The 14,522-nt window shown below is 44.8% G+C and carries 14 protein-coding genes and 1 tRNA gene; 13 read left to right on the forward strand and 2 right to left on the reverse strand.

Annotated features, from left to right (window positions below; translation table 11 throughout):
• Positions 1–61: 61 nt before the first annotated feature.
• Positions 62–985, reverse strand: a complete 924-nt coding sequence (locus ACFSVM_RS05435) for a S66 peptidase family protein (RefSeq protein ID WP_379260795.1) — start codon at positions 983–985, stop codon at positions 62–64.
• A 128-nt stretch (positions 986–1,113) separates the two neighbouring features.
• Here ACFSVM_RS05435 and ACFSVM_RS05440 point away from each other — a divergent pair, with 128 nt between their 5' ends.
• The 9 genes from ACFSVM_RS05440 to ACFSVM_RS05480 all read left to right on the forward strand — a co-directional run bounded on the left by ACFSVM_RS05440 (position 1,114) and on the right by ACFSVM_RS05480 (position 10,830).
• Positions 1,114–2,016, forward strand: coding sequence for a LysR family transcriptional regulator (locus ACFSVM_RS05440; RefSeq protein ID WP_047909894.1), 903 nt, complete (start codon positions 1,114–1,116; stop codon positions 2,014–2,016).
• 182 nt (positions 2,017–2,198) lie between these two features.
• Positions 2,199–2,282 (forward strand) — tRNA-Leu (locus tag ACFSVM_RS05445).
• Between the two features lie 168 nt (positions 2,283–2,450).
• Entirely contained in the window at positions 2,451–3,158 is a 708-nt protein-coding gene (locus ACFSVM_RS05450; RefSeq protein ID WP_076311386.1) for a response regulator transcription factor, read from the forward strand.
• Positions 3,145–4,296: a sensor histidine kinase gene (locus ACFSVM_RS05455; protein WP_076311385.1), complete on the forward strand. Its 1,152-nt coding sequence runs from the start codon at positions 3,145–3,147 to the stop codon at positions 4,294–4,296. Before ACFSVM_RS05450 ends, ACFSVM_RS05455 begins: the two co-directional genes overlap by 14 nt.
• 109 nt (positions 4,297–4,405) lie before the next feature.
• On the forward strand, positions 4,406–5,341 hold the full coding sequence (locus ACFSVM_RS05460; protein WP_076311384.1) for an ABC transporter ATP-binding protein: 936 nt from the start codon (positions 4,406–4,408) through the stop codon (positions 5,339–5,341).
• Positions 5,342–5,350: 9 nt separating this feature from the next.
• On the forward strand, positions 5,351–6,475 hold the full coding sequence (locus tag ACFSVM_RS05465) for an ABC transporter permease (protein WP_379260798.1): 1,125 nt from the start codon (positions 5,351–5,353) through the stop codon (positions 6,473–6,475).
• A gap of 1 nt (position 6,476) precedes the next feature.
• Positions 6,477–7,625, forward strand: a complete 1,149-nt coding sequence (locus tag ACFSVM_RS05470) for an ABC transporter permease (RefSeq protein WP_379260800.1) — start codon at positions 6,477–6,479, stop codon at positions 7,623–7,625.
• Between the two features lie 169 nt (positions 7,626–7,794).
• The gene (locus ACFSVM_RS05475) at positions 7,795–8,949 is read left to right on the forward strand and encodes a sn-glycerol-1-phosphate dehydrogenase (protein ID WP_379262885.1); all 1,155 of its coding nucleotides are present in this window, start codon (positions 7,795–7,797) and stop codon (positions 8,947–8,949) included.
• 192 nt (positions 8,950–9,141) lie between these two features.
• Positions 9,142–10,830 carry a ribulokinase gene (locus tag ACFSVM_RS05480; protein ID WP_379262887.1) on the forward strand — a complete coding sequence of 563 codons (1,689 nt, stop codon included), beginning with the start codon at positions 9,142–9,144 and terminating at the stop codon, positions 10,828–10,830.
• A gap of 85 nt (positions 10,831–10,915) precedes the next feature.
• Here ACFSVM_RS05480 and ACFSVM_RS05485 read toward each other — a convergent pair whose 3' ends face one another.
• Complete coding sequence (locus tag ACFSVM_RS05485) at positions 10,916–11,506, reverse strand: helix-turn-helix domain-containing protein (RefSeq protein ID WP_076311381.1); 591 nt, start codon at positions 11,504–11,506, stop codon at positions 10,916–10,918.
• 316 nt (positions 11,507–11,822) lie between these two features.
• On the opposite strand from ACFSVM_RS05485, the gene ACFSVM_RS05490 reads away from it, so the two are divergent.
• From ACFSVM_RS05490 to ACFSVM_RS05505, 4 genes are all read left to right on the forward strand, one after another.
• A complete protein-coding gene (locus ACFSVM_RS05490) occupies positions 11,823–12,407 on the forward strand; it encodes a phage holin family protein (RefSeq protein WP_371264515.1) in 585 nt (194 codons plus the stop codon).
• A 151-nt stretch (positions 12,408–12,558) separates the two neighbouring features.
• Positions 12,559–12,846, forward strand: coding sequence for a Dabb family protein (locus tag ACFSVM_RS05495; protein WP_076311379.1), 288 nt, complete (start codon positions 12,559–12,561; stop codon positions 12,844–12,846).
• A gap of 154 nt (positions 12,847–13,000) precedes the next feature.
• Entirely contained in the window at positions 13,001–13,444 is a 444-nt protein-coding gene (locus ACFSVM_RS05500; RefSeq protein WP_379260803.1) for a DUF86 domain-containing protein, read from the forward strand.
• Between the two features lie 95 nt (positions 13,445–13,539).
• Entirely contained in the window at positions 13,540–14,439 is a 900-nt protein-coding gene (locus tag ACFSVM_RS05505; protein ID WP_379260804.1) for a DUF4261 domain-containing protein, read from the forward strand.
• Positions 14,440–14,522: the final 83 nt, after the last annotated feature.

Raw genomic sequence — 14,522 nt, forward strand, 5'->3', positions numbered from 1 at the left:
ATGATTGACGCTGTTTATAGGGCAAATGTTAAATGAAATTCTGCATTGTGCTGATTATTGTTCAAACGCTAACCGTCGGTTCGATGACTGTCAGAGTGTTCTCATAGGTGTTTAAATTTACCGTCGCTCCAATGGGAATTGCGGCTTTATATATCCCGTGAGCAGTTGTCACATTGGTCATGAGGGGCTTGCCTAGCGGTACGATGACTTCTTCTATTAACTGCTGGTAGGAGACCCCATAGGCCTCAATACATCCAGTACATTCCCCCATCACAATGCCCGCACACTCCTGTAGTTTATTCGCCAGCAAGAGATGATTTAGATAACGATAGATCGTATTGGTCGGCTCATGCGTTTCTTCAAGCAACAATATTTTGTCTCGTACATCAATCTCATAGGGAGTTCCAATGGTATCCATGAAGGAGGCTAAATTCCCTCCAACGATAGGTCCCGTTACATTGCCTTGAATTCTGCTGATTTGAGGAATGCTGGGAGGGTTCGTAATCTGTCTTTGGAGCTGTAAAGTAGAGGTTGCATTATAAAATTGATCGAAGTTATAAGCAGGCGTCTGTGGTGCGAAGTCAATAAGCATGAGGCTCTGCAGTGTAATGAGGTCCGCGTATTGATAGAGCACATTCAGCAGTATTGTAATATCACTATAGCCGGATACGATTTTGGGATTATTGCGGATTACATCATAGTCAAGATAAGGAAGAATGCCGGCAACTCCAGTGCCGCCGCGTGTTGCAAGAATTAATCTGACCTCTTCGTTCTCAAACATGCTCATAAGGTCGGATGCCCGCTCCTCGTTTGTTCCTGCCAGGAACCCGTCCTGATCATATACATGGTTGCCAATAATTACATTAAAACCAGAGCCCCGAAGGACCTCGATTCGTGAATCGATGGTTTCAGCGCTTAACGGGCTGCCTAATGTGACTAGACCCACAGTGTCTCCTGCTTGTAAAATAGGGGGAGCAATAGCCATATACCGGCCCTCCTTAAATATATTCCGATTCAAGTGTGTATTTAATGATGTGTATGGCGATTTACGATGAATTATGTTCTTCTGTCTTCCCGATGAGGATTAGTTTAATTTACGAAAGTAGGAGAGTTATGACGACACTGCAGCAGTTAAAATACGTGATTGAGGTTGCGAACCGCGGCTCCATGAATGAGGCCGCTAAGCGGCTGTTTATATCTCAGCCGAGCTTGTCCAAGGCGATCAAAGAGCTGGAGGAAGAGATCGGCATTACTATATTTGAACGGACAAATAAGGGGATTACGCTGTCAATGGAAGGTGCCGAATTCATGGGGTACGCCAGACAGGTGACCGAGCAGGCAGAGCTGCTGGAGAGCAGATATCGGAACGCCAAGCCGTCTCCGCAGCATTTTTCAGTCTCTACCCAGCACTATGCCTTTGCCGTCAACGCTTTTGTGAAGCTGGTGAAGGAGCACGGATTAGATGAATATGAGCTGGCGCTACGGGAAACGAAGACTTATGAGATTATTGAAGATGTCAAAACACTGCGCAGCGAGATTGGGATCTTGTATTTAAATGAGTTTAATGCCAAAGTTATCAATCGACTCCTGGATTCCGCCAATTTGCAGTTTCATAGCTTGTTTGTAGCGAAGCCGCATATCTTCATCAGTATTCATAACCCGCTCGCGAAGCAGTCCATAGTGACCATTGAGGAGCTGGAGGAGTATCCTTATTTGTCCTTTGATCAAGGTGAGTACAACTCTTTTCATTTCTCCGAGGAGATCTTAAGCACGCTGTCACACAAGAAGAGTATACGTGTCAATGACAGAGCAACACTGTTTAATCTGCTAATTGGCCTGAATGGGTATACGATCTCAACGGGTGTACTAAGTGCAGACTTAAATGGAAATGATATTATTCCCGTTCCGCTGGATTGCAAGGAAACGATTAACGTGGGTTGGATCGCTCATAAGAATGCAATGATGTCTAAGCTGGCGGCTGCCTATGTGGATGCGCTGCATGAAGCGATTTTATAAAATGTAATTGAGATGAAGGAGAAGGTTTACATAAGCGGCTGTTTATATGGTTTGCTTGGTTGATCTGCTCCTTCTCTAATGTTAGATATAACCGGTCGTTCACAAGAATCTATTAAATTTTGCTGAATAACTTGCAATGTATACCTTTAATCGCTATAATATGAGAGTAGTCAATTAAATATGCGGTCGTGGCGGAATTGGCAGACGCGCACGGTTCAGGTCCGTGTGGGCTAACCCCCGTGGAGGTTCGAGTCCTCTCGACCGCATCCTATCCAGACAGGCTTCCGGAATACCGGAAGCCTGTTTTTGTTGTACAGATGCCGAGCTGCATTGCCTCAATACTTCCATTTTATAGGGATTATGGTCTTAATTATGAATAGGGATTCGCATATAATGAATGTAGAGATTAAATTCGGTTATACAAGGGGCTTAATATGAAGATCAAAGTATTGATAGCAGATGATAATTCCTTTATTCGCGAAGGAATGAGAATTATATTGTCCAGCTTTGAGGAATTTGAAATCGTGGCAGCGGTCGAGGATGGTGCTATGGCTGTGCAATATTGTCAGCAGCACGAAGTGGATGTGGCCCTGCTCGATATTCGGATGCCGAATCTGAATGGAGTCGAAGCCACAAGGAAGATTGTACAGCTGACACAGACAAGACCGCTCATATTAACGACGTTTGACGATGATGAGTTTGTCTTTGAAGCGATACAGGCTGGGGCTAGAGGATATCTCCTCAAGAATAATGACCCAGAGCAAATCCGAGATGCGATTAAAAGTGTCAACCGGAATCATCATGTGCTGCAAGGTGCTGTACTTGATAAGATCAAGTCAAGCTTACCTAGCTCAAGCCACCCAATTTCAGCCCATCAGAAAACGATCCCGGAATCTGTATCCATACCAAGTCATACGGATCATATAGACCGTAGTTTGTTTACGGACCGCGAATTAGATATTATGGGCTGTATCGCAAAAGGGCTGTCTAATAAAGGGATCGCCAAGAAGCTTTTTTTATCGGAGGGAACAGTAGCTAACCATATTACTTCTATATTGAACAAGACGGGACTTGCCCATCGAACGCAAATTGCGATTTACTATTTAACTGGTGAAGTACGGGTTTCAGATGAAGAGCTTTAATTATTACGAATTGTGGATGGTCGGCTGCAGGCTGATTCTGCTTGTCTATATTTCAGGCACGGTGCTCGGCGCTGATCAAGATCAGAGATGGTTTATTTTTTCTGTGCTGATATACATATCTCTTAACTGCATGATGCTTATTCTAAGGAATCACAAATCTATACTCTGCCTTCATGTATTAACCATCGGGTGGATTATCGGATGTGCAGTATTTATTCATGTTTCTTTTCTGCTGCTGTTAGCAATCAGCCTCTATGAGATATCCGTCTCCCTGAAAAATTATTTGGTGTATCCGTTCCTGTTCTTTCTTATAACACTGGGCTTAGTTCCAAGCTCTATTCTGTTTCATTATTTGCTCACCTCAGGATTCATATTTCTGGCTTATTCTGCTGTCAGGCACTATAAAACGGTGGTGAATAATCAATTCGAGAAATACGAATCAATCCAGGCTGATATGGACAGGCTGAGGCGATCCTTGCAGGAGAACCAGGAATTCCTTAAGCAATCGGAATATACAATTAAGCTGGAAGAAAGGAACCGATTATCACAGCGCATCCATGATGAGATTGGTCATTCAATGGCTGGGGCACTCATTCAGATGGAGGCAGCCAAAACCATGCTAGTCAGCCATCCTGCCAAAGCGGCAGAGCTGCTGGACAATGCGATCGGGATATCAAAAGAGGGACTTGAACAAATCAGAGTTACCCTGAAGGAGATGAAGCCTAGGCCTGAAGAAATGGGGATGAACCGGCTGCGGCTGTTTGTCGATGAGATAAGTGCAAAGCATGGGATTCATACGTCGTTTGTGCATAGCGGTGATCTTGAGCATATTACGCCTCTTCATTTTCGAATCATTCAGCAAAATATGATGGAAGCCGTAACGAACACGATTAAATATGCGAATGCGGATCAGATTCATGTTGAAATCCAGGTGCTCAATCAGCTGATCCGGGCTGTCGTTTCCGATAATGGAATCGGCGCTAGCCGGATTGTAAAAGGGCTCGGTATTTCTGGAATGGAGGAAAGAGCAGCAGCGCTGGGAGGGGCGGTCGTCGTGGATGGATCGAACGGCTTCAGCGTCATTACTCTGCTGCCTCATGGACAAGCGCCGGAGAATTCTCATCTTCGTTCTTCATGAAACTTCTCATATCAAAGGATGAACTTATGCACTGTTGTAGGTTCATCCTTTTTCTTTATGCTATAGAAAGAAAAGGAAAGCAAGATTCAGGGAAGTGGGAGTGATTGCATTGAACGTTCTGGAAATTGAGGGACTTACCAAGAAATTTGGGGATTTTGTAGCTGTAGATCATATGAATTTAAAGCTTCGTGAAGGAGAAATATTTGGTTTTCTCGGTGCCAACGGTGCGGGAAAGAGTACAACAATTCATTTGATCTCTTCTCTGCTTCGTGCATCCAAAGGTGAAATTCGTCTGCTCGGTAAAAATATTGCCAAAAACAGCAGGTTTGCCAAGATGAATATTGGTATCGTACCGCAGGATATAGCTATTTATGAGAATCTGACCGCATATGAGAATGTTCATTTTTTTGGAGGCTTGTACGGTTTAAGGGGAAAGGAGCTGCAAGAGAGGTCTTTGGAAGCACTAAATTTTGTCGGACTCACGGATAAAGCTAAACAATATCCCAAGAATTTCTCGGGTGGTATGAAACGCAGATTGAATATTGCCTGTGCCATCGCTCATCAGCCGAAGCTGATCATTATGGATGAGCCAACGGTGGGTATTGATCCGCAGTCCCGAAGCTATATTTTGGATTCTGTACGGAAGCTGAATCAGATGGGCTGTACAATCATATATACGAGTCACTATATGGAGGAGGTCGAAGAGATCTGTACCCGCATCGCGATTGTAGACCATGGCAAGATCATCGCGGAGGGAACGAAGGAACAGCTTACTTCAACCATTACAGACACGAAGGATATTTGGATCGGATATAAGTCGGCTCTTCCACTTGATATCGAGTTTTTGAAGCAGATTCACGGTGTGATCGAGGTGGAGGCAGACGATCAAATGATTCAAATCAGGTCTAAATCCGAAGTAAATAATCTCAATCAGCTGATTTATCAATTAATGACTCATGAAGTTGAGATTCGCTCTGTTGAAGAGCAGGCTCCTAATCTGGAAACCGTATTCTTAACCTTAACAGGTCGTAAACTGCGGGATTAGGGGGATAAAATGAACATTATTCATATCATTCGGAAAGAATTGCTGACAGAGTTAAGGGATTTTAAAACGTTTATATTCATGATCGCCTTCCCCATCGTTCTGATGCTTATTCTTGGGAGTGCATTAACGAATGCCTTCTCCAGCGATTACGAAATGGACTCTTTGAGCTTGATGTATACAGATCATACTAGTGAAGAACAGCTGAGTGCTTCCTGGTCGGGCTTTATGGATGCGCTTGAGCAGGAAGGGGTAGCGATCACTTTAGCAACAAAAGAGATCGATGGTCAGAAGTTGATGCAGGAAGATCAGCATACCGCTTATGCAGAGCTAACCAATGATGGGATATTGTATTTCGGTAATCCGACAAATTCTATTGAGAATAACATTGTCCAAGGGATGCTTACCTCGTTCGTGGATCAGTATAATCTCTTCTCTGCAGTAGGAAAGTCTGACCCAGCGGCGCTTGAGCAAATTATAGAGGCAAAATACGCTTATGGCAGCTTCATTCAGGAGGCCTCATTAATCCCGGATAAGCAGCCCAGCTCCATAGATTATTACGCCATTACCATGTCTACGATGATTGCTCTCTACAGTGCATTATCTGCAAGTTATTTAATTCGAGGCGAAGTGTCTCGTCGAACTTATATTCGCTTGTACGCCTCTCCTGTTTCCAAGAAAGCGATATTCACAGGCAAAATCTTGTCATCTACGTTGATAAACTTTCTATGTGTTGCTGTGGTTGTGTTGTTTAGCAAGTATGTATTCCAAGCAGATTGGGGCTCAAGCTATACTGCCGTATTTGGACTGTTATTCACTGAAGTTCTCCTCGCGGTCAGTTTGGGTCTTGCTTGCAGCTATCTGTTTAAAGATGGAGCAAGTCATGCCATTCTGGTCATCATCATCCAAATTGCCTCTTTTGTAGGGGGAGCTTATGCCCCGATCCATACAGAGAATGGTCTGCTTAGCTATATTGTTCATTTCTCGCCTATTTATTGGTCTAACCAGGCACTAATGCAAGTTATATTTGCAGGTAATGCAGCAGCCGTTATTCCGGTTATTGCTCTTAATGTGGGCATTAGTGCTCTCCTGCTTGTGTTTTCAGCAGCATTTATGCATAAGACAGGGGGAGAATAGAATGAAGGATCTGCTATGGCTGACGAGAAAAACCATACTTAGCGTGCTTCGAAAAAAAGTGAATATTTTAATTCTGTTTGTTCTTCCTATAGCAGCGGCATTAGTCAGTATGGCGATTTATGGCGGAGGCAGCGGTGCTCCTCTGCGGGTGACCCTCGTTAATCTGGATGGAGAGCATAAGATCACACAAGATACGATCTCTTTTTTACAGCAGCTAAACAAGGTTCAGATTACAGTTACGGATGAAGAGACCATGAAGAAGGATATTGCAGCGGGAAGTTCAGATACTTCGGTCGTCTTTAAGCAAGGCTTTGCAGCAAGTGTCCAGAAGGGTGCTCCGGATCATATCGAAATGATATCTGTAAAGGGAGCCGAGGTAACCGCCTATGTAAAATCCATGCTTCACAGCTATATTAGTAATGTTGCAGCGCTCGGAAAATATGCTGCAGGAGATCAGGAAGTCTTCATGTCGCTCTACGAGGATTACAGTACTCAGCGCTTTAAGCTCTCTTCCGTGAAGGTAGAGGATACGGCGGCAGTTAAAAATGCGACGTACCAAACGATTGGCTTCCTCGTTGCGCTTATGATGTTCTCCTCGGCTAACTTGACTTCTTTTATTTTAAAAGAGAAAGAAAACAGGACATTTTTCCGGATCATGGCATCACCGATATCATCCAAAACTTACGTTTTATCTAATGTGATCGTTAATTTTATCATGTTGTTTGTGCAGATCATCATTACAGTGTTCTTCATGAAACAAGTGCTGCACATTGATTCGGGAATACCTGCGATACAATTTGTTATCATTATGATGTTATTCGGTTTGACCGCCATCGGTTTAGCACTCCTGATCATCTCTTTTGCCAAAGGGGCCAGAATGGCAGGAGCACTCCAAAATCTGATTATTACACCCAGCTGTCTGATTGCCGGATGTTATTTTCCTCTCGAGATCATTCCAGAGAGTTTCAGACAGCTCTCAGGCTTCATGCCGCAATACTGGCTTCTGGAGACTGTCAACAAGCTGCAGAACGGAGCTTCGCTGGCCGGACTATATTTGAATTTGCTTACTCTGATCGGTTTTGCTGCTGCACTTACGCTGGTCGCAATCTATAATTTCAGTCGAAACAATGATACAAGAACCTTTATTTAAATTCAGGATTTCGCCTAATCTCGAGAAGAACATCCATAACCCTGAGTTAAGCTGGGTTCCTGAATAAGAGACAGCATCCTTGCTGTCTTTTATTTTTGTTTGACAATTTGTACGTACATATTGGAAACTAGAAGTAGAAACGAGCATACAGGAGGTTTGGATAATGGGTATAAGTTTGAATGATCGTATTGCAGAGTGGAATAAGGAAGCAAGTCAATGTACATGCGGTAATCCGCACCGTACGGTAGAAATGCATATATGTCTGGAGGATGGGGCACTTGCGCAATTGACCCCTTATCTTAGCAAGCAGAATTATAAAAAAGTGACGGTTGTCTTTGATGAGCGTACCAAACAAGCTGCAGGCGAAGAAATCATCACTTATCTAAAATCAGCGGGAGTCATTACTGAAGAGCTGTTTCTGCCTGGAAACACTGGAGGTGAGGTTGTCGCAGACGAAGCATTTATCGTTAAAGTTCTGTTAGGTGTCTCGAAGGATACCGATGCGGTCATCGCAGTTGGCTCCGGTACGATTCATGACCTTGTCCGATTTGTTTGCTTCAAGATGAACAAGACTTTTGTATCTGTTCCCACAGCGGCGTCTGTGGATGGTTTCACTTCCGCAGGTGCCCCTCTTATTGTAGATGGTACGAAACAGACGTTTCAAGCGATCCCGCCGGAGGCGATCTTTGCTGATTTGAGCGTTTTGGCGAAGGCTCCACAAGTGATGACGGCTGCTGGCTTTGGTGATATGCTCGGTAAATTCACATCCCTTGCCGACTGGAAAATATCACGTGATCTTGGAGAAGAACCGTATTGTCCGCTTGCCTACCGGATGACGGAAGAAGCGCTGATGGATTGTGTTCATCACGTGAATGAGATCGCCGAGGGCAGCAAACAGGGAGTTAGAATTCTGATGGAAGCGCTGATTGCTTCTGGCATCTCGATGCTGATCATTGATCACTCCCGTCCAGCCTCCGGCGGGGAGCATCATATTTCTCATCGTCTGGAGATGGAGTTCCTTCAGCAGGGTAAAAAAGCAATTCTGCATGGAGCAAAGGTGGGCGTTGCATCAGCCCTGCTCTCAGATGTATACCGTTCGCTCTATGAGAGCGGGCAGGAAGAAGCATTTGATGCTTACAAGGATTTGCCTGCGAGAGAGCAAATGCAGCAATGGCTCAGCCGCACAGGAGGCCCCTCTACGATCCAAGAGCTCGGTGTAACCGATGAACAGCTGGAGCGTGCGATGAGGACCGCGCATACCTTAAGAGCGAGATACACAGGGCTCAAATATTTAAATGAGATAAAGACAGGGCACGAGGCATAGTCGGGAATTTGCAGGCTGTAATATCAGCAGCGAGGACCTTTTCTCCTAACTACCGAAGTTGGAAAAAGTCCTTTATTTACGCGAATCTATAAATTATAGAACCAATAGGTTAAGAACAGTTAAATTGTACGTACAAATTTATAATAGATGGTATTGACATAGGAGTTGAAGGAGAAGAGCGAAATGAGCGAAGTGAGCGAAAAATATACGATCGGTATTGATTATGGAACGGAATCGGGACGGGCAGTGCTTGTGAAGCTGTCTGACGGAACCGAAACAGCTGCTCATGTTACTCCATATCGGCACGGTGTTATTGATGAGAGGCTTCCTGTAAGCGGTCACAAGCTGGAAATGGATTGGGCACTTCAACATCCTGCGGATTACATGGAGGTGCTTATGACCTCGGTGCCGGCAGTTATGCAGGCAGCGGGTATAGGCAAGGAAGACGTCATTGGAATCGGAATCGATTTTACCGCATGCACCATGCTGCCTATTGATCTGTTAGGTCAGCCCCTCTGTCTAAGGCCCGAGCTCGCAAGCCATCCGCACAGCTGGGTAAAGCTCTGGAAGCACCATGCGGCTCAGGGTGAGGCTGACCGGATTAATGAGACTGCAGCAGCGCGCGGAGAAGTCTTTCTTAAGCGATATGGCGGTAAATCTTCATCGGAATGGATGATCGGAAAAGTCTGGCAGATCCTAAATGAAGCACCGGATATTTATCAGCTTACAGATCGATTTGTTGAAGCGGGAGACTGGATAATCATGCAGCTGTGCGGTGAGCTGAAGCGCAGCCAATGTGCAGCAGGCTACAAGGCATTCTATCATCACGATGAAGGATATCCGGACCATGAATTCTTCAAATCTCTCGATCCAAGACTTGAACATGTGATAGAAACGAAGCTGCGAGGCGATATTCTTGAACAGGGGAGCTGGGCTGGCGGATTATCCCGGGAGATGGCGAACGCCATGGGCCTTGCCCAAGGGATTGCGGTAGCTGTCGGGAATGTGGATGCTCATGCGACAGTGCCTGCTGTAGGCGTTGTGACGCCGGGTAAACTGGTGATGACAATGGGTACTTCAATCTGCCATCTGCTGCTCGGAGAAGAGGAGCTGGAAGTAGAGGGTATATGTGGTGTCGTTCGAAATGGTATTATTCCTGGATACTATGGCTATGAGGCCGGTCAGACAGCTGTAGGCGATATCTTTGCCTGGTTTGTAGAGAACGGTGTGCCTTCTGAAGTGAAGAAATGGGCTGAAGAGGAAGGACTCACCGTACATGAATGGCTGGAGAATAAAGCCTCTTCATACATGCCTGGAGAGACCGGGCTGCTCGCCCTCGATTGGTGGAACGGCAACCGATCCACCTTGGTGGATGCCAATCTGACCGGACTGATTATAGGGTATACGCTGCAGACGAAGCCGGAAGAGTTGTACAGAACATTACTTGAAGCAACGGCCTTCGGTACTCGCAAGATCATCGATGCATTTGAGCGTGGTGGTTTGAATGTAGATATCGTATACGCATGCGGAGGGCTGCCTCAGAAAAATAAACTTCTCATGCAAATATATGCAGATATCATTGGACGTGAGATCAGAGTAGCTGCTTCAACCCAAACGGCTGCTCTAGGAGCAGCTATGTTCGCAGCTGTTGCCGCAGGAGCGAAATCAGGCGGATATGATCGTATTGAAGACGCAGCGGCAAGGATGGCGAGAGTTCGAGATGAGACCTTCAAACCGATACCAGCGCATTCTGAGGTTTATGAAAAAATATATGCAGAGTATAATCGACTGCACGATTATTTTGGTCATGATCCCCATTCTGTGATGAAGAAGCTGAAGTCTCTTAAGGAAGAAGCTGCTGGCCAAACCGTACGTGTATAAACAAGGTAAGAAGGTAAAAAAAGAGCATTCCTTGCAGAAGCAGTCAGCTCATGCAGGGAGTGCTCTCTTACCCATAAGGGAGATATTATGAATTCTGTTTTAAAATGATATCAGCAAAAAGAATCGATTTTGGAACTTTGAAAAACTGTTCTGCTTGATCCTGGAAAGCCGAAGAGGGCATCGTTCCTTGATGAAGCCATTTACGGAATGTTCCCGGGTGTACTCCAATCCAGTGACTCACATCTGTAACGGATAAGTCATGAACCATGCATAATCCGGTTAAGATCCGATTGCTCACTGGCGAGCGCGTAACCGTTCGCTTCATAAATCGGGATGGTTCCGGCTGACAAATGACAGGACTGCTTCTAATGACATCTTCATTAAACAAAATATGGCGCGGATAACCGAGTAATTGACATACTTTATCCAGATTAGTGCTTCCAGGAATTCGACCTTCATACACCCATGCGCTGACACTTCTTGATGAGATCGAGAGATCTTCAGCCAACTGTGATAATTTGATGTCGTTTGCCATGAGCACGGCAAGCAATATACGGTTGCGAACCTGACAGCGTGTCGGCCTGCGGAATCGCTTTACGCGTACGCCTTTTCCCAGATATTTGCGGTTGATCAGAGACCACGCCTGGATCGAATGTTGTTCTTGTTGTTTAGGCATATTTCCTCCGATTTTTTAAACAAATACTACAACAAAATAAGCAGTCGTTTCAAGTGTCGACATAACCACCTTTGAAAGCATATTCATATACGAGGAGCCTTGTTAAGGGAAAATCGGACTATGAATCCGCTCGTTTTTCTCCTATTAATTGTATGTGGAGTTAGTATAGACCAACGAAAACAGGGTAAAGCCGATTAAAAATAGGCCTAAAGACTCAAAAATGGACAAACATTTGATTTCATAAAAATCAAATATAATCGTGTCATCTTTCCATAATTTTCATAGATTAATAGAGAGAAAAAGAAGAGGAGGGGGCATGATGAGTCCGGCATTAATCAATATGCTCCTCGGATTCGTAGGGGCATTCTTCACCTTTGCGTTTGGTGGATGGACACAGCTGCTTATCCTGCTATGTATTGCGATGGCCATTGATTATATTACCGGGGTTGCGGCTGTAATCCGTACTGGCAGCAAGTTGAACAGCAAGATTGGATTTTGGGGATTGACTCGCAAAGGTCTGATGCTGCTTGTTATTTTACTTGCCCACCAGATCGATCAGCTGATTGGAACAGATGTCATTAAAGGAGGGGCGATGTACTTTTATCTGGCGAACGAATTGATCTCCATTACCGAGAATTACAGCCGCATCGGGCTTCCTCTCCCCGCCAAATTAAGAGAGATCATAGAGCTGGTTAAGAAGCAGGCAGAGGATGATGAAGAAGCAGCATTACGCAGACGCGCAGAGGAGGATGAAACGACAGATACCACCGGACCAGATCCTGAAGATGCAGAGCTTGAAGCAGTCAAATACTCGGTTGACGAAGATATATTAAGTCAATTTGGACCGCGGAAGGATCGAAGGGAGAATCAGGAAGCAGAATCACAAGGGCCTGAGCAATAGAGGCCTTTTTTTGCTGGAGTAAGATCTTGGACAAGTTACACATCAGAAAACGATCATTGATTCATTTACCACTTTATTCGTGTTTATGTTATATTTTTTGTAAACGGAATCAACTCTATTAACTCATGACATAGGATAAGGAGCTATTATTATGATTAAACATATTGTTTTTTTCAAATTAAAGGACCGCTCAGAGGCAAGCATTCAGGAGACAGCTCGTATACTGCGCAGCATGGATGGCAGAATTGAGCTGCTGAAATCATTGGAGATTGGAGTGGATGTCTTGAAATCGGAGCGTTCCTTCGACATTTCTCTGACCGCAGTCGTTGATTCCTTGGAGGCATTGGAGGCCTATCAGGTTCATCCCGTTCATCAAGAGATTATTAAGCACATGAGTGTTGTGAAGGATTCTTCTGTTGCAGTCGATTACGAAATCTAACTTACAAAGGGGAGTAGCAGGTGGGCGATTTAAAAGATGTAATGGAAACGATGTTAATACTGATCGTCATTTTAATTGCATGCCCGGTAATGTTCTTTTGGCTGAAACGAAAAAATAGACGTAACTGATTACCGACGAAACGGATGTGAACGTATTGTACTATGTAAATACAGATCAAATCGAATTACGCTTGTCAGCTATTCCCGAGATTACAGCTGGACTCCGTCATGCACAGGAGAACTGGGATGGGGGAATTATCCTTGGCTTCGTTCAGGAGCGCTCCCTGCATTTGGCTCTAGAGATTGTAACCGACGTAGGCAGTTATCTGATTGATGGATTTATTCTCCGGGACGCGAGCAGCTACGAAGACATCATTGAAATCGTTCATGAAGCAGGGGCATTTGATGAGGAGAGCTATAAGCTGTTTATGGAGCTTGTGCCGCTGCGGAAGCCGCTCGTACAGGATTATTATGCATGGGATCGGACAAGCCTGCATAAGGTAACCCGGACGCTTCCTGATGTGCTGGATCGGTTCGTAGATCAAATTCGCTTATATCTTGAAAAAGAACTCGGACCGTTCCAACAATCACGGAACTAGAAATAATAGATTAAAAATTTCTAGTTGTATCAAATTTTTGTAATATCAAATTTCGTAATGTAATGGATTCACCTATTTGGTTTGGAGGATATATCATGTCAGATCGTAAGAAAGACAACTCCGGATTTCATCCGGTATATATGGCCGAGCTTTTATTCAAGGACATGCCTCAGCTGGAAGAAGAGAAGCTGATGGAGGTCATGAAGCGTTTGACCGGGAAAGCAAGAGTGATGAAACGACCTGTTAACAAGGACGCCGTGAGTAAGGCTCAGAATCAGGCCGAGGCAGCAGATAAAGAACAGGAGCTTCTGGTCATAATGCATATGGAGCATATGGTTAATTTTGAAGACGGGACCGTTCCTGCACAGACCTGCATTCTGCCTGTCCACAAGATTCAAGACAAGAACCGCTTCAAGGGTGCAGTGGAGCAGTCCTGGCATTGGAGCGAAGCAAATGAGGTTACGGGCCTGTGCCAGTATCAGATTCGCATCCATGATATGTTTACGGCGGGCCTGCCGCATAAAGAACGACTGAAGCTGTTCCAGCAGGCGTTACTCGCTATTTTAGAAGTTACGCCTTGTGAAGCGGTTTACTTTTACGGCAGTGACAAACTGGTGAAGCCTTCTGCTTATGTCAAAGCGCTCGAAAATGGGGATCATCTATATGGTGCGATGAATGTAAGGCTGTATCAAGCGGGAGGCAGTGAAGCTAGACGTGAGCTGGTGATGGATACGGTTGGTTTATCCTCACTAGGGGTGCCTGATTTTCAATGTCATTTTGCAGGAATGGATCCGGACGTCGTAGCACGTACCTTATACGGTGCGGCTTATTATATATTTGATCAGGGTGATGTGATACAGGATGGTCAGCTGCTGGGCTCATCCGGGGAACAACGCTGGCGCTGTGAACATCAGGAATCATTGGTTTCACCTCTACGATATGTCATTGATCTGGACCCAGGAGCACCCTATTACGCCGGGAACATCTCGTCCTAATCTGAATGGTTTGTGATCTATTGAATTTTGTTGTGTCAATTCAGACTCCTCCTGCTTATAATGCATTAACTAAAAAATGGGCG

Origin of the sequence: Paenibacillus shunpengii (assembly GCF_042684905.1) — a bacterium.
In the GTDB taxonomy this organism is placed as follows: Bacteria; Bacillota; Bacilli; order Paenibacillales; family Paenibacillaceae; genus Paenibacillus; species Paenibacillus shunpengii.

Bases quoted from the DNA above. Each gene is read 5' to 3' on its own strand.
- ACFSVM_RS05450 (WP_076311386.1), top strand. From the start codon at position 2,451: ATGAAGATCAAAGTATTGATAGCAGATGATAATTCCTTTATTCGCGAA.
- ACFSVM_RS05435 (WP_379260795.1), bottom strand. From the start codon at position 985: ATGGCTATTGCTCCCCCTATTTTACAAGCAGGAGACACTGTGGGTCTA.
- ACFSVM_RS05485 (WP_076311381.1), bottom strand. From the start codon at position 11,506: ATGCCTAAACAACAAGAACAACATTCGATCCAGGCGTGGTCTCTGATC.
- ACFSVM_RS05455 (WP_076311385.1), top strand. From the start codon at position 3,145: ATGAAGAGCTTTAATTATTACGAATTGTGGATGGTCGGCTGCAGGCTG.
- ACFSVM_RS05440 (WP_047909894.1), top strand. From the start codon at position 1,114: ATGACGACACTGCAGCAGTTAAAATACGTGATTGAGGTTGCGAACCGC.
- ACFSVM_RS05495 (WP_076311379.1), top strand. From the start codon at position 12,559: ATGATTAAACATATTGTTTTTTTCAAATTAAAGGACCGCTCAGAGGCA.
- ACFSVM_RS05490 (WP_371264515.1), top strand. From the start codon at position 11,823: ATGATGAGTCCGGCATTAATCAATATGCTCCTCGGATTCGTAGGGGCA.
- ACFSVM_RS05505 (WP_379260804.1), top strand. From the start codon at position 13,540: ATGTCAGATCGTAAGAAAGACAACTCCGGATTTCATCCGGTATATATG.
- ACFSVM_RS05470 (WP_379260800.1), top strand. From the start codon at position 6,477: ATGAAGGATCTGCTATGGCTGACGAGAAAAACCATACTTAGCGTGCTT.
- ACFSVM_RS05465 (WP_379260798.1), top strand. From the start codon at position 5,351: ATGAACATTATTCATATCATTCGGAAAGAATTGCTGACAGAGTTAAGG.